This window comes from bacterium (genome assembly GCA_020440705.1).
GTDB lineage: Bacteria > Krumholzibacteriota > Krumholzibacteriia > LZORAL124-64-63 > LZORAL124-64-63 > JAGRNP01.
In genome coordinates, this window is the sequence record JAGRNP010000065.1 from 1 (window position 1) to 21386 (window position 21386).

Genomic DNA, 21386 nt, shown 5'->3' on the forward strand with positions numbered 1-21386 from the left:
GTTCTTCAAGAAGCAAAGCATGGAGTCCACTCCGGTCCAGGAGGTGAAAACCGAGACCGGATTGATGCGCGTCTCGACTCCCGAGGCAACCGCCCTGGACCTGCTCCGGTACCAGAGAGCTGCAGGCCATATCGGTCACGTGGCCACGGTGCTGGCCGAGCTCGCCGAGAAGATGGAGCCCGTGAGAACCCTGGAGGCTGCCAAACTCGACGGCAGCCTACCGAACGCCCAGCGCCTGGGCTTTCTGCTGGATCTGGTCGGAGCGAGTGAGGTGAGCTCGGAGCTGGCCGTCTGGATCGCTGAGCGAGGCCATCGCTACGTGGCCTTGCGCCCTGACCGGCCCTCCGGCACAGCGTCGAAAGACAGCCGCTGGCGCCTACTGATCAACGAAGAAATCGAGGTCGAACCATGATCCCCCGCGCCCACATCACCGCGTGGCGCGACACTGCACCATGGGCCACCGACGCCCAGGTCGAGCAGGATCTCGTCATCAGCCGGGCACTCGTGGAACTCTACCGCGACGACCTCTTGGCTCAGGAACTCGCCTTTCGTGGCGGCACGGCGCTGCAGAAGCTCCACTTCGACCCGCCGGCCCGCTATTCCGAGGATATCGACATGGTGCAGGTCAACCCCGGCCCCATCGGACCGGTCCTGCAGGCCATGCGAACCCGCCTGGACTCGTGGCTGGGAGAGCCCCGCTGGAAGCAGACTCATGGGCGCGCGACCTTCGTGTATCGCTTCGACTCGGAAGCGAAGCCGGTCACACCGCTGAAGCTCAAGGTGGAGATCAACACCCGGGAGCATTTCTCCGTCCTCGGGCTGCGCCATGAGCGATTCTCGGTCGACAGTCCTTGGTTCGACGGCGAGGCCGACCTCCTCACCTACGGTCCCGAGGAACTCCTCGGCACCAAGGTGCGAGCGCTCTACCAACGGAAGAAGGGGCGCGATCTCTTTGATCTCTCCGAGGCTCTGTCCAACCTTCCGCAACTCGACACCCAGGCCGTCATCGATTGCTTTCAGCGCTACATGGAGCACGACGAACTCCGGGTCACCAGGACCCAGTTCGAGGCGAACCTCGCCGAGAAGATGGCCGACGACGCGTTCCTGGGCGATGTACCCCCGCTTCTGGCCTTAGGGATCAACTACGACCCGCACCGGGCTCTCGAACTGGTCCAAAGCAATCTGATTTCGAGACTGCCCGGGGAACCATGGAAGGGGCCGGGGCGATGACGGCCCCGGCCAGCACCATGGTCTACATTTCACTCTCAAGAACTAGCGTTTTTCGTTAGTTTCTGCGAGTGGAATGTCGCGAGGAGCTCGGGCGGATTCCCCGCAGCCTCCCTGCGAGATTGTGTCTGAATAGCGAATGAAAAAGCCAATCGATCGCTATTCCGACGCACTTTGGAGCCACTTGTCGCCTAGGGGAGGGGCCAACAGGAGTGGTATATGGACCTTGCTGATGTAATCCGAGAGATCCGCGATTTCGTGAACGCCCCACGTCGGCAGTACGCGATCATGCAGGACAGGCGCGCGTGGTTCCAGTTGTGCGCTTCCATGGACTTGGTCGAAGACTCCCAACTGGCAATTGACGCATATCCTGGGGCCACATCCGATAGTGACGGTGCCCACTATCTGGCCGTCTACGGGCTATTGCAGGCGTTCTTTCTTCAGCAAGATGCAGTTGAGCACTTGGGAAGAGCCCTCGGAATTCCGATTAGTGAGGACCAAGAGCTGAAGGCCGTGCGTGAGGCCCGCAATGACATCGTTGGCCATCCGACTATGCGACGCGGGAAGAAGAAGAAGGAAGCGTTTACCACGCACTCCATATCGCGGTGGTCGCTGTCAACTGACGCAATTGAGGTTTACAGTTCCGACGAACAAGCATCCTCTTTGTACCAGAGGCGATTCAGGATCAGCGTGCTCATCGAGAAACAGCGGCAGGGAATCGCCAGGGCGCTCTCCGCTATTCAATCTGAGCTCGCAAGGCGAGAGCGAGAGCATGTGGCGAAATTCTCTGGTCAACCGTTGACGGCGGTATTCCCCCAAACTCTGGATTACACGTTCAGTAAGATCGCCGAGGGGATTCGATCGGCCGGACTGCATGGACTGGCGCGAGCCAATCTCCAATCGGTAGCTGCGATCTTGGCGAGTTTCAGGGATACGCTGGTTCAGCGGGGCGAACTGCCTGCCAATGAGCACCTCGAGTATGACCTAGCCCAACTTGACTATCCGCTCGAGCGTTTGGCGAAGTACCTCGACGATCCCGACGGCCTTTCCCTCTCTGCCGCACTTCCCGAGATCTACCCATGCTACATTGAACGGAAATTTGATGATCTGATAGCCATCGCGAAGGAGATCGATAGCGAGTACGGGGAGAACGCCTAGAATGCGATTCCAAGGGTCGAATCGGATTCTCACGCCTGCAGGGGGGCAAGGGCCGAGCTCCGCCAGGGGCCACTCCTACCCCACCCCCACCAAAACCAACCCCGTCCCCTCCGCCACAAACCGCAACGGAATCACCTCGATCTCCCGCGCCCGGTCCGTCTGTTGGACTTCACAACGGGTCGCGCCCAGCAACACACCATCCTAGTCCAACTTGGATCCGCCCTCCTCCGACATTAGCAGTATTCCGGGCACGAATGGGCGGCGGATAAGAACACCCCAACCCTGCCGCAGGGCGACCGCACTCACGCAACACCTCATATTTCGAACTATCGTATCCCCCTTCCCGAGCGATCCCCCGTTATCGCCTGCTACTATTAAAGTTGTTTATCTGGACCATTTTATCCAGATATATCGATCTCCGATCCGTTCGGCTAGGCTATATCCGCGCTACTCCCGGCAAAAGAAGTCCCTTGTTCTCTAATTCCTATTGGACAACTATGAATCCAGTCATTCCTGCAAGAAGGAAGATCTGGCGCCAACGAACAGGGAGAAGATCGATGAAACGACTGTGGATCGTAGCGGCCTGCGTGGCATTTCTGCTGGCGCTTGCGGGCTGCAAGGGCGGCGAGAAGGCCCCGACCGACGACAAGGCGACTACGGCGAACCTCAACGACGGGCCGAAGGCCGTCGAGACCATGACGCCCGATGCGGGGCTGGCGGCCTGGGGCGAGCAGCTCTTCCAGTCCAAGGCCTGTGTCACGTGCCACGCCGTCGGCGAGCGCAAGCAGGGGCCCGATCTGGCCGGTGTCGCGGCGCGCCGCACCGAACGTTGGATGAAACGCCAGATCATGGATCCCGAGTGGATGCTGAAGAACGACCCCATCGCCCGGGAATTGATGGCCGAATACGCCCTGCAGATGGCCAATCAGCAGGTGAAGGATGCGGAGGCCAACGCCCTGATCCAGTACCTGCTGCGGGAGACCCTTGCCGGACGTTGACGGACTGTCCGTTACCGCTCTGACCGAAGGAGGAGACGATGCGACGATACATGCGAACGCGCCGGGCTCTCGCCCTGACCATGTCGGCCTTTGCGATTGTGCTGCTGGTGAACGCCTGCGGCGACGACGGCCAGCAGACCGGTTCCACCGGCGATGCCGCCCAGCGGGTCTACGTCGCGCCGGGGGACTACGACGAGTATTTCGCCTTCCTCTCGGGGGGCCACTCCGGCCAGGTGTTCGTCTACGGTCTGCCGAGCGGACGTCACCTGAACACGATCCCCGTGTTCACTCCCGAATCGGCCAGTGGCTGGGGGTATGACGAACACTCGAAGGAAATGCTCGGCGGCTTCCTTTGGGGAGACGCCCACCACCCCGGCCTTTCGGAGACCGACGGCGATTACGACGGCCGTTGGCTCTTCATCAACGACATGGCCAATGCCCGCATCGCCCGCATCGACCTGGACGTCTTCAAGACGAAGCAGATCATCGGGCCCCTGCCCAATGTCTCGGCCAATCACGCCTCCACCTTCGTGACCGAGAACACGGAGTACGTGTTCGCCGCCAGCCGCTTCTCGGCGCCGGTGCCGAACACCTACCAGTCCATCGCGGAATACAAGAACAAGTTCAACGGGGTGATCGCCGCCGTGGCCGTCGGCGACGACGGCACCATGAACCTGGATTTCGAGGTGCTGACGCCTCCCTTCCACTGGGACAAGTCGGACGCGGGGAAGGGCCCCAGCCACGGCTGGGTCTTCTTCTCGTGCTACAACTCCGAGCAGGCCTACACCAAGCTCGAGGTCAACGCCAGCCAGAACGAGCGTGATTTCATCGCCGCCCTGGACTGGCGCAAGGGCCGCGAAGCGGTGGCGGCCGGAAAGTTCAAGTTGGTCGACGGCGCCAAGGTCATCGATCCGGCCGAGGTGCCGGGCCTGATGTACCTCCTGCCGACGCCCAAGTCGCCCCACGGCGTGGACATCGACCCGTCCGGCACACGGATCATCGGCAACGGCAAGCTGGCCGCGGTGACGGTGGTGCACAGTTTCGAGCAGTTCCAGACGGCCGTCGCCGAGAAGGACTTCATCGGCGAATACGGCGGCATCCCCGTCGTGCGCTACGAGGCGACGCGTGTGGCCGAGGTGCCGGTGGGGCTGGGACCGCTCCACACCCAGTTCGACGGTCGCGGCTACGCCTACACCAGCCTGTTCCTGGACAGCCAGGTGGCCAAATGGAGCCTGGAGACCTACGAGGTGGTCGACAAGGTGGACGTGCACTATTCGGTCGGCCACCTGACGGCCAGCGAGGGCGACACGAAGCACCCTACGGGCGAATGGCTGCTGTCATTGAACAAGATTTCCAAGGACCGCTACCTGCCCATGGGACCCACCCACCCGGAAGGCGCCCAGCTCATCGACCTGACGCGTCCTACCATGGAGCTGATCCTGGACATCCCCACCTACATGGAGCCCCACTACGGCCAGATCATCAAAGCGGACAAGGTGATCCCGCGGGTCAAGACCATCTTCCCCATGGAGGAGAACCACCACGCGCAGCGGGCCCTGAACGAGGCGGAGACCGGGGTCACGCGCGACGGCAAGGACGTGCACGTGAAGATGGTCGCCGTGCGCACGCATTTCTACCCGGACACCCTGACGGTCGACCTGGGCGAGACCGTGTACTTCCACGTCACGAACGTCGAGCAGGACCGGGACATCGCCCACGGCTTCGGCATCCTGCGCAGCAACGTCGATTTCCAGATCGAACCGGGCGAGACCAAGACCGCGAAGTTCACTCCCGAGACGCCGGGCATCTACCCCTTCTACTGCTCGAACTTCTGCTCGGCGCTGCATCAGGAGATGCAGGGCTATCTGGCGGTGCGACCGTGACCGGTCCCCGCGGAAGGGATGCCGGGGAGGCGGCCCGGGCCGCCTCCCTGGCGCGCGGGCTGATGTCCTACGCAGGCGGCCGCCTGCAGGCCTGGCAGCGACTGCTGGTGGCAGGGGTGGCCGTCGCCCTGCTGCCGGTGATGTTCTGGCCCGTGCTGCCGGTCTGGCGCATCCACCTGGTGGCGCCCCAGTACCGCGAAGGCCTGGAGATGCGCATCCACGTGAACGACGTCAAGGGCGACCTGCGCAACATCAACATCCTGAACCACTACATCGGCATGAAGCAGATCTCGGCGGAGAACTTCCCCGAGTTCTCGTACCTCCCCCGCACCATCACGATCTTCGGCGCGGTGGCCCTGCTGGCGGCCGCCGTCGGCCGCCGCTGGTTGGCGTTCCTCGGCTGGCTGGGCTTCGCCGTGTTCGGTACGGTCATGATGCTGCATTTCGCGGCCTGGATGCAGGACTACGGCACCGACCTCGACCCCAAGGCGGCCCTCGACTTCGGGGCCTTCACGCCGCCCATGCTCGGCACCAAGGTGAGGGGCAACTTCGTCGTCAGTTCGTGGCCCCATTTCGGCGGCGTGATCCTGGTGCTGGCCGGACTGCTCGGGCCGGCGCTGGCCGCGGCGGACCTGTGGCTCGCGGGCCGACGCCGACGCATGGGCCGGGTGGGTACGATCGCAGTTGCGCTGTTGCTCGTGGCTGCCGGCGCCGGCATCCCGCCCGTCCGGGCGACGGAATTCGTGGACTATCGCGAGGGGCCGTCGCCCAGCACGCTGCAGCTCCTGGTGGAAACCACAGCGCCAGGGGACACCCTCCGGCTGCCCGCCGGCGTGCATGCGGGGCAACTGGTGATCGACCGGCCTCTGGTCGTGCTCGGCGGACCGGACACGGTGCTCGACGGCCGGGGCCGCGGCACCGTGGTGGTGGTCGGAGCGCCGGGCACCGTGCTGCGCGGCTTCACCGTGCGCGGCAGCGGCTACGATCTGCTGCTCGACGACGCCGCCGTCCTGCTGGACGAGGCCGACGACGTCCTGGTCGAAGATCTCGTGATCGAGGACTGCAATCACGGCGTCTACGTGCGCAACGCCGCCCGGCCGGTGATCCGCGGCTGCCGTCTGGTCGGCCGCCGCGGCACGGTCCACGAGGAGAACCATGGCAACGGGATCCACATCTGGCACGCGGTGCAGGCCCTCGTCGAGGGCAACGACGTGGCCGCCCACCGGGACGGAATCTACCTTTCCTTCGCAGACAGCGCCACCGTGACGGATAACGTCTTTCACGACCAGGACCGCTTCGGGCTGCACTCGATGTACAGCCAACGCAACGTGATCACACAGAACCTGTTCACGGCGAACACCGCAGGCACGGCCCTCATGTTCAGCAACCGCATGCTGATGGAGGGGAACTTCTTCGCCCACAACCGCGGCCACCGGACCTACGGCCTGCTGCTGCGCGACTGCAGCGATTCGCGGTTCATCCATAATCGCCTCGTCGACAACACCATCGGCATCTTCCTGGACGGTTCGAACCGCAACGTCTTCACCGAGAACACCATCAGCGAATCGGGTTGGGGCGTGATCGCCTACAGCTCGTCCGAGGACAACGAGTTCACCAGGAACAACTTTCTGGACAACGACTACCAGGTTTCCCTGGACATGAGACGGACCCGCAACCGGCTGCATCGGGACGGCGTGGGCAACCACTGGAGCGACGCCCGTCCGTACGACCTGGACGGCGACGGCCTGGGCGACGCGCCCCATCAGCCGGTGGGCTTCTTCGCCTTCGTCAGCAAGCAGTTCCCCGACCTGACGGTGTTCGCCGGCTCGCCGGCCGTGGTGGCGCTGGACATGGCCCAACGTTCGTTGCCCTCGCTGCAGTTGACCGAGTTGACGGACCCCCATCCGCTGCCGCAGCCTGTCCCGGTGCCGCCGTTTGCCGGCCCCGGTCTGCCGGGGCCCTCCCCGACCGGCGACCGGGAACGTGTGCCCCTGGCGGCGGCGTCGCTGGCGACCGCCGGCGCGGGACTCGCGGTGCTTCGGAGACGGCGATGATCGAAGCTGTGGGCCTGACGAAAAGCTACGGCCCGGTGCAGGCACTGCGCGGCGTGGACTTCACTGTCGCGCGGGGTGAAACCTTCGGGATCATCGGGCCCAACGGCGCCGGCAAGACCACCCTGCTGAAGGTGATCCTGGGCCTGGTGCGCCCGGACGCCGGGAGGGTCGCCATCGACGGCGCCGAACTGTCGCGGGAGCCGGTTCGGCTGCGCCGCGCCGTGGGCTACGTTCCCCAGCGGGACGGCTTCGACGAGGAGTCGACCGGACGGGAGGCCCTGGGGTTCTTGGCGAGCCTGCGCGGAGTCCCGGCGAACGAGGTCGGCGCCCGAGCCCGCACCGTGGGCGTCGATGACCTTCTGGATCGGCGGGTGGGCACTCTCTCGGGTGGCCAGCGCCAACGGCTGAGTGTCGCAGCGGCCCTGCTGGGCGACCCTCCCGTCATGCTGCTGGATGAACCCACCGCGAGCCTGGACCCCCGCGCCACCGCGGCCTTCCGGACTTTGGTCGCCGAACTGTCGGCGGCGGGCCGAACGATCGTCCTGTGTTCCCACCTGCTGGACGACGTGGAGCGGCTCTGTGGACGCGTATTGGTTCTGTTGGACGGCAGGGTCGCGACGATCGAAGAAGTGGATCGAACCGGTGAGCCCCCGCGCACCGGCCTGGAGGCCCGGTTCCTGGCGGCGGTGGGCACGGAGGACGACGATGGCGATGACGAAGCTTGAACGAGGGGCAATGCTGGTCCTCCTGTTGTCGGTCGCGATCCTGGTCGGTTGCGGCGGTCGGACCACCGAGGGCCCTCCCGATCTGACGACCGGCGACCCGCGCTGCGCCGCCTGCGGCATGGCTGTGGCCGACCCGAAATTCGCCGCGGCCATACGCACCACGGGCGGAGAGATCGCAGCCTACGACGCCATCGAGTGCCTGGTGCGCGACCTGCGCTCCCGGACCGGCGACCGCGCGCCGGCCGAGATATGGCTTGCTGACCTGCCCACCGGCGAACTCCAGCCGGCCGCTCGCATGACCGTCGTGCTCGCCGACTTCCCCTCGCCCATGGGGGGCGGCTACGCGGCTTTCCTGTCGCCGCAGACGGCGGCGGATGAGGCTCGGCGCCGCTCCGGGGTCTCGGGCGCCCTGGCGCAGTTCGTCGACGGCACCCTGCGTCGCCCCGGGAGCGGGTAATGAAGCGCCTGGCCCTCGCGGCGGTGGCGATTCTCGCTGCGACCGTTGCCCTGGCGCTGGTCGGCGACCGCCTGTCCCGCCACGAAGAGGAAGCGTCGCCGCTAGCGCCTCGGCCCGTCCATCGCGCGGAGATCGAGTTGACGGCCGCAGGCATGGTCCCTCCCAAGTTGCGGGTTCCCAAGGACCACGAGTTGCACCTGCTGGTGCGGGCCGCCCCCGACGCCCCTGAGGGGGTGTTGACCGTCAGCGGCTACACGGATGTGACCACGGGGGTGGGCATCGGCCCGGGCCTGGCGCGGGAGATCGTCTTCGTCTGCGAACGACCGGGCGACGATTTCGCCTTCATCCTGGGCGGTCGCACCGTCGGCCGGCTGGAGATCACCGGCAGCCACCTGCAGGAGGGACACGAATGAACGGCTGCCTGACCGTGGCCCGCGAAAGCCTGCGTCGGGTGGCCGCAGCCCGGGCGATCCTGCTTTTCGCCGTGCTCTTCGCGGCCATGGCCGTGGGGCTGAGCTATTTCGGCCTGGCCGGCCAGCGCGCAGCCGGTTTTCAGGGCTTCGCGCGCTTGACCGCAAGCCTGCTCAACCTGACGGTCTACGTGGTGCCGCTGATGGCTCTCATGGTGGGCACCACCGAGGTGGCCGGCCGCCTGCACCAGCTTTCGGTGGTCCTGGCCCAGCCGGTAGGCCGTACGGCCGTGCTGGTGGGCAGCTATCTGGGCGTGGCGAGTGCTCTTGCGGCGTCGCTGGCCATCGGACTCGGGGCCGCCGGTCTGCTGGTGGCGCTCCAGGCTGGATCCGCTTCGTTCGGGGGGTTCGCCGTCCTGGTAGGCACCGCCCTTGCCCTCCTTCTGGCCTTCCTCGCACTGGCCTACCTGCTCGGGGTGGTCTTCCTGGACCGCCTTCGCGCCATGGGGGCCGCGATAGTTCTTTGGTTCTTGACGGTCGTGGGGTACGACCTCGGGGTGATCGGCCTGAGCTCGCTGCTCAAGGGCGTGGCCCTCAAGTCCGTGCTGTTGCCGGCGATCCTGCTGAACCCGGTCGATACCGGCCGCGTCGTGGTGACCCTGGCCGGCGGCCGCGGGGCGCTCTTCGGGCCGGCAGGGGCCACCCTGGTCGACGTGTTCGGCCGCCCGACCGGTGCCGCCCTGGCGGTCGCGGCCATGATGCTACACGCGCTTGTACCCCTGGTCGCCGCGGTGTTGGTGTTCAGACGACGGGATCTGTAGACGGCCGACGGCAACATCCGTGGCGATCCGCGTATCATGCGGGCCGCTTTGCCTTCTCGTAGACCGTATCCAGTACGTCGTAGAGGACCGGAATGACAACCATGGTGAGCATGGTGCCCGCCGCCAGGCCTCCCATCACCGCCACCGCCAAGGGAGAGAACCTCTCCGCCCCCAATGCCCACTCCAGCGCAAGGGGAGTCATGCCGACGATCGTCGACAGCGAGGTCATCATGATCGGCCGGAACCGCGTCCGAAGGGCGGCCAGAAGGGCCTCGGTGCGGGGAGCGCCCGCCTCGCGGCGCTGCCGGGTGAAATCGATGAGGATGATCGAATTGTTGACGACGATTCCGACCAGCATGATCAACCCGATCATCACCGGCATGCTCACCGGCATGCCGGCCAGCAGAAGGCCCCCGGCAGCGCCGATGAGCGTCAAGGGGATGGCGGCCATCACCGTGAGCGGGTGCAGGAAGGAACGGAACTGGGCCAGCAGGACCAGGTAGATGGCCAGCACGGCGACACCCAGCGCGCCCAGCAGTTCGTTCCTCGCTTCCTTCATGTCCGCATCTTCGCCCGCCAGGCCTACGCGGTATCCTTCCGGCACGACCAGGCTCTTCAACGCCTCTTGGATGTCGGCCGTCACGAAGTTCAGGGGACGTCCCTGGTGCAGCGACCTGATTTCCAGGTTGGGAAGCAGATTCTCCCTCGTCACGAGGCCCTGGATCACCTGTTCCTTCGCCGTGGCGAGGGAACCCAAGCGCACGGGCGTTTCCATCGCCGGGGAATCCAATCGAACGGCGAAGGCGTCGTCGCGGCTCGCGCGATGCTCCGCGCGGTAACGCACGTTGATCGGCGTCTCGACCCCCAGGGGCTCGCGCAACACCCCGGCAGGAACACCGTCCAGCGCCGACCGCATGCCGCTGGCCGCCGCCGCCGGCGTCAGGCCCGATTCCCGGGCCCTTTCCGCGTTCACCCTGACCGCCATGTTGAGTTGATCCCTCCGCCAACTCCGGTACGGGTTCGTCACTCCCGGCACGGCGGACACGACCGCGAGCAGGCGGTCGCCCAGCGCATCCAGGACCAGGGGATCCTCCCCCTCCACGCGCACGACGACGGACGCCGAGGTCGTGGCTTTCGCCGTGCTGCCAGACTCGCGGACCACGAGATTGCTGATCCCCGGCACTTTCGCCAGCTCGAGGCGCAAGCGGTCCTGGATCTCCCATACGCTCTCCTGCCGTTCGGTGCGGGGAGACCAGGTCACCGAGAGAAAGGCCTGGGTCGGGCCCTGGACTCCGCCGCCGCCGAAAGAGTGCATGCCGGGCTCGAAACCCATTTGGGTCGAAAGCTGTCGGAGATCCGGTTCCGCCAGTACGATCCGTTCGACCTCGCGCACGACCCGTTCGGTCTCGTCCAGGGAAGACCCCGACGGTGTCTCGACGGTGATGAAGCTGGCCCCGCTGTCCATCTTGGGCAGCAGTTCCATGCCGCTGAGACGCAGGGCGACAAGCCCACCGCCGAAGAGCAGGACCGCCGAGATCAGGACCGGTGCCCGACGAAGCAGGGACGCCCTCAGGACAGCGACATACCCGTCCCGCAGCCGGTCCATCACGCGGTTCCACGGTCCGGCCAGTTTGGCGGAGAACTCTTCGGATCGCCCCGCGCCCCCGCCCACGATGACGGTCAGGATGGGCACGAGCAACAGGGCGACCACCAGGGAAGAGAGGAAGGCGATGATCATGGTCGCCGCCAAGGGGCCGAAGGTCTTGCCGATGAAGCCGTACAGGAACAGCAGAGGTACCAGCACGACCAGCGTCGTCACGTTGCCGGCGATCACCGCGAACTGGATCTCCTCGGCGCCCGCCCGGGCCGCGGCCAGCGGAGAAAGCCCGTCCTCGGCCTGGCGGCGCGTGATGTTCTCCAGCATGACCACCGAGCTGTCGACAACCATGCCGACCGCCAGGATGATCGCCGTCAGGGTGACCATGTCCACCTGGATGCCCAACAGAAGCATCACGGCGAAGGTGAGCAGGAAGGACATGGGCATGGAGACGGCCACGACCAGCCCGCGCCGCCAGCTGCCGAGGAAAAGGAAGATCACCAGAGCGGCCAGCAACAGCGCTTGCCAGACGCTGCTCAGCATGTTGCCGACGACCTGGCGCGTGAAGGAGGCGGATTCCTCGGCCTCGCTAAAAACGATATCCGGATACCGGGTCGCCAACGCGGCCAGGCGGACGCGGGCGGCCTCGACGACGGCGACGGTGTTGGCGTCGTCCTGCTTGAAGACCTGCAGGGCGATGGCTGGCTCACCTCCGACATGGAAGCGGGAGAGGTCTTCGGAGCCGCCGACGGCGATGACGGCCACGTCCCCGACCTTCAGTTGCCGGCCGCCGGCGCCCAGTAGCGGCACGGCTGCCAGGCCCCCTGGATGATCCGGCTGGCCGTCGACGCGGAACCCGTACTGCGTACCGCTGCTGCGGATCTGTCCCGCCGGTAGGCTCACATTGTGTTCCTGCAGGGCAACCGCCACCTGCCCGATGGTCAAGCGGTAGGTTTCCAGGGCCGTCCGATCGACCTGGACGGAGATCTCCGGCTCATGGCCGCCGAAGACGTCGACAACTGCCACGCCTGGCACGCGCTGGATCTCGGGCGCCAGCACGTCCTCGGCCAGCCGCCGCACCGATACCAGGTCCCGACCCCGGATGCCCACGGTCAGGACCGGCCGATCGCTCGTGGAGAATTTCAGGACCTGGGGATCGGCGATGCCCGCCGGCAGCCCGGCCCGGATGCGAGTCAAGGCGTTCTGGACGTCGATCGCTGCCAGGTCCACCGAGACCCCGTACCGGAACTCGACCTCCACCAGGGACAACCCGTCCTGGGACGTCGAGGCCACCCGAGCCACTCCTTCCAGCGAAGCGCATTCGGTCTCGATGCGCTCGGACACCAGATCCGCCACGTCGGCCGCCGTGGCCCCCGGGTACGCTGTCAGGACGTTCACCAGGGGCGGCGCCGTGTCGGGGAACAGCTGGATCGGCAAGGCGAAATAGGCCATGGTCCCGAACAGCAGCACCCCCAGGGAGAGGGCGTAGATCGTGTGCCTATTGTCGAGGGCGAAGGCGGGCATGCTCACGATCCGGCCTCCTCCGCGACGGAGAAGACGGCGGCGCCGTCGCTCAGGCGGTCGATGTTGCTGACGGCGACAACGGCGCCCGATGGAGGCGAAGGCGCGATGGCGACCCAGCCGCCGACTTCAAGACCGATGGCGACGTCCCAGCGTCGGGAGATCCCGTTTTCGATCAGGAAAACCCAATTCTCCTCTCCATGACTCGCAATTGCTCGTCTAGGTACCGCTGCCTCGCCTGTGCTTTCACCCAGGACGAAGCGGACGGCCACCGGCTCTCCCGATCGCCAATCCGTACGTGTAACCGGGGGCACGGCCACGGTGACAGAAAAAGTACGTCCCTGCCCGGTGGCGGCCGGCGCCACCTCCTGCACGGCAGTCGGGATCACCTCTCCATTCGGGCCGGTCAGGAGAGCCGGCGTGCCCACCTTGATGCCTGCGCGCACGTCCTCGGCGACGACCGGCACCTGCACCTCCATCTCGATGCTCCCCACCAGAACCAATGGCTGACCCGGCAGAACGTGCTGGCCCGCCTCCACCTTCCACTCGAGGACCGTGCCCTCGACCGGAGAACGTTCTCGGGCCCACCCAAGGCGGACTTCGGCTTCCGCCAAGGCCGCCGTTGCCGCCGTCGCCGCACGCTCGCTCGCGGCCATTTGGTCCTGCGGCACTGCACCTCGAGCCGCCAAGTCCACATCCTCTTCCCACCGCTCCGACCAGTAGTCCCGATCGGCGCGCAAACGGGCCACGGTCGCCTCCAGGTCGGGCGCATGCAGGATCGCCAACTCTCGCCCCTCGGGCACCGGTTCACCTTCGATGGCGCCCAGCGCACCCACCGTTCCCTGGATGCGGGCTGTCACCAGTACCTGCCTGGCGGGCGCGACGGTGCCCAAATAGTCGAGTTCCCTCTGCAGGGGAACCATGCTCACCGGAAGGACACGAACCGCCACCGGCGGCACCGCCGAGCGCGGGGATTCCTGCTTGCAGCCCGGGAAGAACACCATCAGAAGGATCGCAGCCGACGTGGCGAAAATACCGCCGTCACTCCACGGACTCCTGGTCATCATTCACCCTCCACGAGATCGAGCGCCAACTGGCGGGTCAGGGTTCCGGCCGTCCTGTGGAATTCGATCCGGGCGAGCCGGACGTCGTTGCGCAAGGCCGCCGATCGGCTCTTCAAGGCCAGCAGTTCGTACTCCTCCGTCAGAAGCGTCGAGAGGGGCAGGCGGCCGGCTTCATGCAGTTCGGTTTGGGCGGCCACTGCATCGGCCTTCGCCGCCGCGCTCCTCCGGACCAGACGCAGTTGGTCCTCCGCCGCCTGAAGACGCTGGGTGGCGACTTCCATTCCGATCAGCACATCCTGCCGCGCGGCGGCCAACCGGCGATCGGCTGCCAACTGGGCGGCCCGTGCACCTTGGGAAGCAGATCGCAGGCCGCCTCCGGTGTACAGAGGCACCTTGACTGCGAAGCCCACGGCCCATTCCTCGGTGAAGTCGAGTTCGTCTCCCGCCCGCGACCGCAGCGTGGCGAATGCCGACAGCTCCGGCATGGCCGCCCGCTTGGCGGCCTCCGCGGAAGCGCGGTTCCGGCGTAGCCAGGCTTCGGCCTCCCGGATCGCCGGAGACGTCGTGTCCTCGAGTTCGGCGGGCGGACCTGGCATTGTTGGACGCGGCGCACGTTTCGGATAGACCGGGGTTTCCCGGCCCATCCAGCCGGCCAGGCTCCAGCCAACCTCCCGGAGGGCCGATTCCAAGGCCAGGCCGTCGGCCCGCATCCCGTCCAAGGAGGATTCCAGCAGGGAGAGATCACCGGGGGCCGCCCGACCGGCGCCCACCAGATCGGCGATTTCCTTGCGCCGCGTCTCCAAGGCGGCGATGCGCCCTCTGACCAATTCGAGGTTGTCTTCCAGCCGACGAGCCTGGATGAAAAGGCCCGACACGGTTGCGATGGTTGTCTGCCTCGCCTTGTCGAGGTCCGCGGTCGCTGCGTCCGCGCCCGCCCTGGCCGCCATGAGATTTGCCCGACGTCGGCCCCAGTCGAACACGGGCATCTGCAGGGACAGGACTCCTTCGAAAATGTCGTCGTCCAGAGGCGGGAACACCCCGGCCTCATGAATGGGCACGACGGTGTTGGGATCGCTGTACCTGGTGTATCCGGCCGCGGCCGTCAAGCCCGGAAGCAGTGCGGCTCGGGCTTCCCCGATTCGCGAATGGGCCCGCTCCCGGTCGTAATGCGCCGCCTGCAGTCCGAGATTGCCGTCGAGCGCTTCGGTTAGGGCGTCATCGAGACCGACTGCAGGAACTCCGACGCCCGGAACGAGGTCCGAACCGGATGCCGCGGTTTGGAAACAGATCGCAACGAGCAACGTGATGGCCGCCGAGCTGATTCTCATCTCCGTCTCCCTCTCGCGTCACGCAGGCCTCTTACCTACTCTTTCCCTAGCTGGCCCTCTCGCTGGGGAAGTGTTTCAACTTGCCTGGTCCCGGTCGATGCAGTATAATTAATTAAACGGTTGGTTAATTCGCAAGTACTAATTTTCTGGAGGCCTCATGAGCGACGACAAGGACGGCGGAAGCCAATCCAGGGATCCTGAAGCGACCCGTGACGCACTTCTGTCGGCCGGGTTGGAATGCTTTGCCGCAAAGGGTTTTACCGGCTGCACGACGCAGGAGATCGCCCGAATCGCCGGGGTGAACAAGGCGCTGATCAGCTATCACTTCGGGGGTAAGCAAGGACTCCTCGACGCCCTCCACGCCCAGGTTTTCGAGCGCCTGGGCCCCGGCATCGCTCGACTACCGGATACCGACAGCGATGCCACCCGGAACCTGAGGGATTATATCAGAGCCTTCGCGGGACTCGCGGACCTGAACCCCGATTATCCCGTCATGCTCCTGCGTGGATTGATCGCCGGTGAAACGGATCCGGAAGGAGGTTTTGCGAATCGCCTCATGGAATCGAACCGCGTCCTGAGGACGATCCTGCTCCAGGGAATCGAGGAGGGTCACTTCCGTTCGGTGGACCCCATGTTGACCCAGGCGAGCATCCTGGGCAGCCTTCTGTTCTTCTTTTCGACCGCCGTCACTCGACGGCGCCTCGCGTCCTCGGGCAAGATCGCTTCACCCCCTCCCCAACCCCTTCATTTCGTTCAACATCTGGAGGAACTGATCGTCAGGGGAATCGCTGCAACATGATCCTTCCGGACGGCCTTGGTTGGCCGGGACCGCCACATGGTCTGCAACAACCACCGCGTCTACTCGGCCTGGGGCGTCACAGCTATGCCAAGTTGAAGAAGGACCGACCGAGATCATGGAACTTGTGACGGGTAGGAAGGCCGGAATCGGCCATAGGCCGGTCCACCGGAACCGCCGCCAGGGACGAGCTGTCGTCGCCCCCGGCACCGGCCGTTCTCAACGATGAAAATCACCTGCGGCTTCAGGCTGGTAGAGTACCTTGACGATCTTGAGGCGCCTCTTTCCCGACGGCACCCTCCACGTGACAGTGCTGCCTTCGCAGTAGCCGAGCAGGGCCGTTCCCACCGGAGCGAAAATGCTGATCGCACCGGCGTCGACGTCCGCATCCCACGGGAAAACCAGGGTGTAGGTCAACTCCTCTTTCGAGTCGATGTCGCGAAAGAGGACCTTGGAATTCATGGTGACGACGTCCGACGGAATCTCATCCGATTCCACCACGTTCGCCCGTTTCAGTTCCCCCTCGAGTTCCGTCAGATGCTCGCGGTCCTCGGCATCCGGCCCTTTCGCCGCAGCAATCAAGCCATCCAGGCGCTTCTTGTCGAACGCGGTGATGAAGATCTTTCTGGGCTTCATGGCTTTTCTCCTGCATCTGGTCGTGGGACAGGGCCGAGGCTTTGGGCCGATCGGCCCCGACCATCAGTGGGATCTCACGCGGAATCGTCCCGACTCCCTGAAATATGGGCAATCCGCCCGTGGGGCGCAATCCAACAAGTTGTCAGTGCGCGTGCCCAGAGTCCGAATTGTGCTCCGCATGGTGGCCCCCCGAGGCAACAATCGCATCGTGCACGCCCTCGACGTAGTGAACGTAGGTCACGTAGGCGGCCACGAACTCCCGTCCCGCTTCGGCACTCCGGTCCTTGTTCTTGCCGGCCTCGAGCGCTGCCTGGAACTTCTCTCCAACGACGCTCGCCAAATGCCGGTTGATCTTCTCCATCATCCCCTCGACCGAACCGTCCGCCAAGGCCTGATCGGCCATCTGGACGATCGGAGCGGCGGGATCATCCTTGAGGCCCGTATAGGGCGCGCCCTCCCCCTCGCGGTGGACCCGAATGAGTGTTTCCAGGAAGTATCGATCGGCGAGTTCTCGGGCGTCGTCGCCGAGCGCACGGACCTCGACAGCCCGCTGGAACGCGTCCGAAACCTCCGCCTCGTATTCGGGCATGATCCATTTGAGCACCGGATCAAGGTCACCCGACTCGAGCGCTGCTCGTGCATCGGGAACGACAGGACCGGTCATCGAATCACAATGCGCGGAAGCACCTCCGGCGAACATCACCAGGATCCCCGTCAGCAGAACACCCGTCGCCCGCGCGAGTCCGATTCCTTGTTTCCTCTTCATGGCTTACACTCCCTTTCTCTCCATTCCATGCTGCCGGCCACATGGCCGCCAACCAAGTCTCAGGATTCGCAAAGCGGTTGCGAACCGTTCTTGTCGTCGAGCAGATCCGTGATGGTCGTGGAGGCGAACGCCTTCTCCGTACGCGCCAGATCTTCGTCCAACTTCCGGTGCAGGGCACAAAGGTCCGAACCGTGGGTCGCCAGACCCAACGGGCACGATTGGATTCGCTGCAGAGGATCCACCGCGTTGACAACTTCGAGAACACGGATATCCGCCGGATCCCGAGCGAGGCGAAATCCCCCGCCCCGTCCCGGGCTCGAGGTCACGAGACCGGCACGGGTGAGTTTCTGGAGCACCTTGGACAAGTAGCCGCCAGGCACCTGGATGGCCTCCGAGATCTTCTTCGTGCCCTGCTGCTCATCGGGCTGGCGAGCCAGCCAGACCACCGCCCGAAGTGCGTATTCCGTCGTCTGGGAGATCATCATCGTGATTTCACCTCCTTCATCCCAATATAGCTTACTAAAACCTTGACGTCCAGGTTTATATTGCTAAATTGATCCGTACGAAGACAACCAGGGTGATTTATTTGTATCGCCCGAGCGGCATTCGAACTGGAGGAAGACTGCATGGCTATATCGATCGACAGCACTGTCGGCGAGCTCGTCGCCGAGGGAATTCACCGGGCACGGGTCTTCGAGACCTATGGCATCGACTACTGCTGCGGAGGCAAGACGCCCCTATCGACGGCCTGCCAGAACGCGGGTTGTTCGCCGAATGACGTCGTCGCATCTCTTGGCGACGCCGACCGGCAAGCGGCCGAATCCGGTTCGGACGCGACCGACTGGCAAGCGGTCAGCCTGACAAAGCTCACCACGCACATCGTCGACACCCACCATGCGTTCATGAAGCGGGAACTCCCCCGGATCGCGGATCTCCTGGCTAAGGTGCGGAACGCCCATGAGGGGCACCATCCGGAGCTTGCAGATCTGGCGGGCGTCTACGGCGCCCTGCGGGCCGAGATCGAGGCCCATCTCGGGAAGGAGGAGCAGGTGCTGTTCCCCCTGATCCAGGAGATGGAGGCGACCCGTCAGGCCGGCAACGCCCATTGCGGGTCCGTGAACAACCCCATTCGCGTCATGGAACACGAGCACGACAACGCCGGGGCCGCCCTGGCGAAGATGCGGGAGCTGACCGACGACTACACCGTCCCGGCGGACGGCTGCGCCACCTTCGCGGCCATGCTCGATGGGCTTGCCGCCATCGAACGCGACCTTCACATCCACATCCACAAGGAGAACAACATCCTCCATCCCCGCGCCGCCCGGCTCGAGAGCGACCTCCTCGACGCCGCCCGAGGCCGGGCGTGATACCGAAAGGAAGGGAACGACGTCATGCAATACCGTAAGCTCTGGTTGACCTTCGCCATCGTGGTGGTGGCCTCTTTCGCGGTGCTGGGCTGGTTCGGCCGCGAGATCTACAGGCAGGCCCCGCCCGTTCCCGATCAGGTCGTCACCACCGACGGCCGTGTGCTGTTCACCGGCCAGGATATACGCGACGGGCAGAACGTCTGGCAGTCCACCGGCGGCCAGGAGCTCGGCACGGTGTGGGGACACGGCGCCTACGTGGCCCCCGACTGGTCCGCCGACTGGCTTCATCGCGAGGCGGTGTATATCCGCGATCAGTGGGCGCGCGAGGACTTCGGAGCTGAGTTCGACGCGCTCGGTCCCGAGAACCAAGCCGCCCTCGAAGCGCGGCTCCAGGGCCTGCTGCGGGTGAACACCTACGACCCGCAGTCCGGCGACCTCGTCGTCTCGGCCGAACGGGCGGCGGCCATGGCCGCCGTCGCCGATCATTACCGGAGCCTTTTCGGAGACGACCCGGCGCTGGCCGACCTCCGCGATTCCTACGCCATGCGCACGCCCACGGTGGAAGGGGCCGACCGGCTGGACGACCTGACCGCGTTCTTCTTCTGGGCTTCGTGGGCCTGCGTGACCGAGCGACCGGGCTCCGAGGTCACCTACTCCAACAACTGGCCCCCCGACGCCACGGTGGGCAACCGCCCCACCGGCGCCCTCATCCTGTGGACGGGCTTCTCGGTGATCCTCCTGCTGGCCGGCATCGCCGCCCTCGGCTGGTACTACGCGGCCAACCGCGACGACGAACTCGACCCGGCCACCCTGCCGGGCGCAGATCCGCTGACGGCCCTCAAGCCAACCCCCTCGATGCAGGCGACCCTCAAGTACTTCTGGATCGTGTGCGCGCTGTTCGTGGTCCAGATCATCGCCGGCGTGGTCACCGCCCACTTCGGCGTCGAGGGCACGGGCTTCTACGGCCTGAGCCTGGACAACATCCTGCCCTACAGCGTGGCCCGCACCTGGCACGTGCAGCTGGGCATCTTCTGGATCGCAACGTCCTGGCTCGCGACCGGTCTGTTCATCGGTCCGGCCGTCTCCGGCCATGAGCCGCGATTCCAGCGCCTGGGCGTGAACGTGCTCTTCGGCGCGCTGATCGTCGTAGTGGGCGGCTCGCTGGTCGGCCAGTGGCTGGGAGTCATGCAGAAGCTGGGACTCGTAGAGAACTTCTGGTTCGGCCACCAGGGCTACGAGTACGTCGACCTCGGTCGTCTGTGGCAGATCCTGTTGCTGGTGGGCCTGCTGCTCTGGCTGCTGCTGATGGTGCGCGCCCTGCTGCCGGCCCTGCGCAAGAACGACGAGAACCGCGCCCTGCTGACCATGCTCGTCATCTCGTGCGTAGCGATCGCCGGCTTCTACGGCGCCGGCCTCATGTGGGGCCGCCAGACCAACTTGGCCATGGCCGAGTACTGGCGCTGGTGGGTCGTGCACCTGTGGGTCGAGGGCTTCTTCGAGGTTTTCGCCACCGTGGTCATCGCATTCCTGTTCGTGCGCCTGGGACTGCTTCCCGTGCGCCTGGCCACGGCCGCTGCGCTGTTCAGCACCAACGTCTTCCTGGCCGGCGGCATCATCGGCACCTTCCACCACCTGTACTTCTCCGGAACGCCGACGGCCGTGCTCGCTCTCGGTGCGACCTTCTCGGCGCTGGAGGTCGTTCCGCTGGTGCTGCTGGGTTTCGAGGCCTACCACAACCTCAAGATCAGCAAGGCCACCGAGTGGTTGCGCGCCTACAAGTGGCCGATCTACTGCTTCGTGGCGGTGGCGTTCTGGAACCTGGTGGGCGCCGGCATCTTCGGGTTCCTGATCAACCCGCCCATCGCCCTGTACTACATGCAGGGCCTGAACACGACGCCCGTGCACGGGCACACGGCCCTGTTCGGCGTGTACGGCATGCTGGGCATCGGATTGATGCTGTTCGTGCTCAAGGGCCTGGCCGCGCGCCGGGTCTGGAAGGACGGCGTGATCCGGTTCGCGTTCTGGTCCATCAACATCGGGCTGCTGCTGATGGTGCTGATCAGCGTGTTGCCGGTCGGCCTGGCCCAGACCCTGGCCAGCGTCAAGCACGGCCTGTGGTACGCACGGTCGGCCGAGTTCATGCAGCAGGACTACCTGCAGACCCTGCGCTGGCTGCGCGTGATCGGCGACACGATCTTCGCGGTGGGGGTCCTCGCCCTCGCGTATTTCGTGGCTGGACTCAAGACCGGATGGTCCCTGAAGCTGGGCCATGACCTTCCGGAAAGGACGAGTCATGAGTGAGACTCTTCATGACCAGAGAAAGCGGAAGGACCTGCTGAAGCACATGATCCTTCAGCTCCACAGGGGCGATGCGCCGGACGCCGTGCGACCGCAGCTCGTGCGCCTCCTGGGCAGGGTCCCTTACGACGAAGTCGTCGAGGTCGAGCAGGAACTCATCAACGAGGGCCTTCCTACGGAAGAAGTGCTGAAGCTCTGCGACATCCATACGCAGGCCTTACAGGGCGCAATTGACGCCGGCGGGGACAAGAACGTCCCCGCCGGCCATCCCGTCGACGCG

Annotated in this window: 20 protein-coding genes; 14 read left to right on the forward strand and 6 right to left on the reverse strand. The window is 65.4% G+C overall.

Features of this window, described 5'->3' with window-relative positions:
- The 10 genes from KDM41_10825 to KDM41_10870 form a co-directional block, all read left to right on the forward strand.
- Positions 1–412, forward strand: a 412-nt coding sequence (locus tag KDM41_10825) for a hypothetical protein (GenBank protein MCB1183918.1), incomplete at its 5' end; no start/stop codon positions are given.
- The gene (locus KDM41_10830) at positions 409–1230 is read left to right on the forward strand and encodes a nucleotidyl transferase AbiEii/AbiGii toxin family protein (GenBank protein ID MCB1183919.1); all 822 of its coding nucleotides are present in this window, start codon (positions 409–411) and stop codon (positions 1228–1230) included. The genes KDM41_10825 and KDM41_10830, both read left to right, overlap by 4 nt.
- Positions 1231–1446: 216 nt before the next feature.
- Positions 1447–2385: a hypothetical protein gene (locus KDM41_10835; GenBank protein ID MCB1183920.1), complete on the forward strand. Its 939-nt coding sequence runs from the start codon at positions 1447–1449 to the stop codon at positions 2383–2385.
- Between the two features lie 557 nt (positions 2386–2942).
- Positions 2943–3383, forward strand: coding sequence for a cytochrome c (locus KDM41_10840; GenBank protein ID MCB1183921.1), 441 nt, complete (start codon positions 2943–2945; stop codon positions 3381–3383).
- A gap of 50 nt (positions 3384–3433) precedes the next feature.
- Positions 3434–5266, forward strand: a complete 1833-nt coding sequence (gene nosZ / locus KDM41_10845; GenBank protein ID MCB1183922.1) for a Sec-dependent nitrous-oxide reductase — start codon at positions 3434–3436, stop codon at positions 5264–5266.
- A gap of 62 nt (positions 5267–5328) precedes the next feature.
- Entirely contained in the window at positions 5329–7320 is a 1992-nt protein-coding gene (gene nosD, locus KDM41_10850) for a nitrous oxide reductase family maturation protein NosD (GenBank protein ID MCB1183923.1), read from the forward strand.
- Positions 7317–8045, forward strand: a complete 729-nt coding sequence (locus KDM41_10855; GenBank protein MCB1183924.1) for an ABC transporter ATP-binding protein — start codon at positions 7317–7319, stop codon at positions 8043–8045. The genes nosD and KDM41_10855 overlap by 4 nt, the downstream gene beginning before the upstream one ends.
- Complete coding sequence (locus KDM41_10860) at positions 8026–8502, forward strand: hypothetical protein (protein ID MCB1183925.1); 477 nt, start codon at positions 8026–8028, stop codon at positions 8500–8502. Before KDM41_10855 ends, KDM41_10860 begins: the two co-directional genes overlap by 20 nt.
- Positions 8502–8915 carry a hypothetical protein gene (locus KDM41_10865; GenBank protein ID MCB1183926.1) on the forward strand — a complete coding sequence of 138 codons (414 nt, stop codon included), beginning with the start codon at positions 8502–8504 and terminating at the stop codon, positions 8913–8915. Before KDM41_10860 ends, KDM41_10865 begins: the two co-directional genes overlap by 1 nt.
- Positions 8912–9733, forward strand: coding sequence for an ABC transporter permease (locus tag KDM41_10870; protein MCB1183927.1), 822 nt, complete (start codon positions 8912–8914; stop codon positions 9731–9733). The genes KDM41_10865 and KDM41_10870 overlap by 4 nt, the downstream gene beginning before the upstream one ends.
- Before the next feature lie 34 nt (positions 9734–9767).
- Here the strand turns inward: KDM41_10870 and KDM41_10875 are convergent, their stop codons facing one another.
- The 3 genes from KDM41_10875 to KDM41_10885 are packed head-to-tail and all read right to left on the reverse strand — an operon-like array spanning position 9768 to position 15243.
- Complete coding sequence (locus tag KDM41_10875; protein ID MCB1183928.1) at positions 9768–12860, reverse strand: efflux RND transporter permease subunit; 3093 nt, start codon at positions 12858–12860, stop codon at positions 9768–9770.
- Complete coding sequence (locus KDM41_10880) at positions 12857–13918, reverse strand: efflux RND transporter periplasmic adaptor subunit (protein MCB1183929.1); 1062 nt, start codon at positions 13916–13918, stop codon at positions 12857–12859. Before KDM41_10880 ends, KDM41_10875 begins: the two co-directional genes overlap by 4 nt.
- Complete coding sequence (locus KDM41_10885) at positions 13915–15243, reverse strand: TolC family protein (GenBank protein ID MCB1183930.1); 1329 nt, start codon at positions 15241–15243, stop codon at positions 13915–13917. Before KDM41_10885 ends, KDM41_10880 begins: the two co-directional genes overlap by 4 nt.
- A gap of 157 nt (positions 15244–15400) precedes the next feature.
- On the opposite strand from KDM41_10885, the gene KDM41_10890 reads away from it, so the two are divergent.
- Positions 15401–16042, forward strand: a complete 642-nt coding sequence (locus KDM41_10890; GenBank protein ID MCB1183931.1) for a TetR/AcrR family transcriptional regulator — start codon at positions 15401–15403, stop codon at positions 16040–16042.
- A 216-nt stretch (positions 16043–16258) separates the two neighbouring features.
- On the opposite strand, the gene rnk is transcribed toward KDM41_10890, so the two are convergent.
- From rnk to KDM41_10905, 3 genes are all read right to left on the reverse strand, one after another.
- Positions 16259–16675 carry a nucleoside diphosphate kinase regulator gene (rnk, locus tag KDM41_10895; GenBank protein ID MCB1183932.1) on the reverse strand — a complete coding sequence of 139 codons (417 nt, stop codon included), beginning with the start codon at positions 16673–16675 and terminating at the stop codon, positions 16259–16261.
- 142 nt (positions 16676–16817) lie between these two features.
- Entirely contained in the window at positions 16818–17441 is a 624-nt protein-coding gene (locus KDM41_10900; GenBank protein ID MCB1183933.1) for a hypothetical protein, read from the reverse strand.
- A 59-nt stretch (positions 17442–17500) separates the two neighbouring features.
- Positions 17501–17923 (reverse strand): Rrf2 family transcriptional regulator, encoded by a 423-nt coding sequence (locus KDM41_10905; GenBank protein ID MCB1183934.1) that lies wholly within the window; start codon positions 17921–17923, stop codon positions 17501–17503.
- A gap of 144 nt (positions 17924–18067) precedes the next feature.
- On the opposite strand from KDM41_10905, the gene ric reads away from it, so the two are divergent.
- From ric to KDM41_10920, 3 genes are all read left to right on the forward strand, one after another.
- The gene (gene ric, locus KDM41_10910; protein MCB1183935.1) at positions 18068–18808 is read left to right on the forward strand and encodes an iron-sulfur cluster repair di-iron protein; all 741 of its coding nucleotides are present in this window, start codon (positions 18068–18070) and stop codon (positions 18806–18808) included.
- 24 nt (positions 18809–18832) lie between these two features.
- Positions 18833–21109, forward strand: coding sequence for a nitric-oxide reductase large subunit (locus KDM41_10915; protein MCB1183936.1), 2277 nt, complete (start codon positions 18833–18835; stop codon positions 21107–21109).
- The coding region (locus tag KDM41_10920) for a DUF438 domain-containing protein (GenBank protein MCB1183937.1) at positions 21102–21386 on the forward strand (285 nt) is incomplete at its 3' end. The genes KDM41_10915 and KDM41_10920, both read left to right, overlap by 8 nt.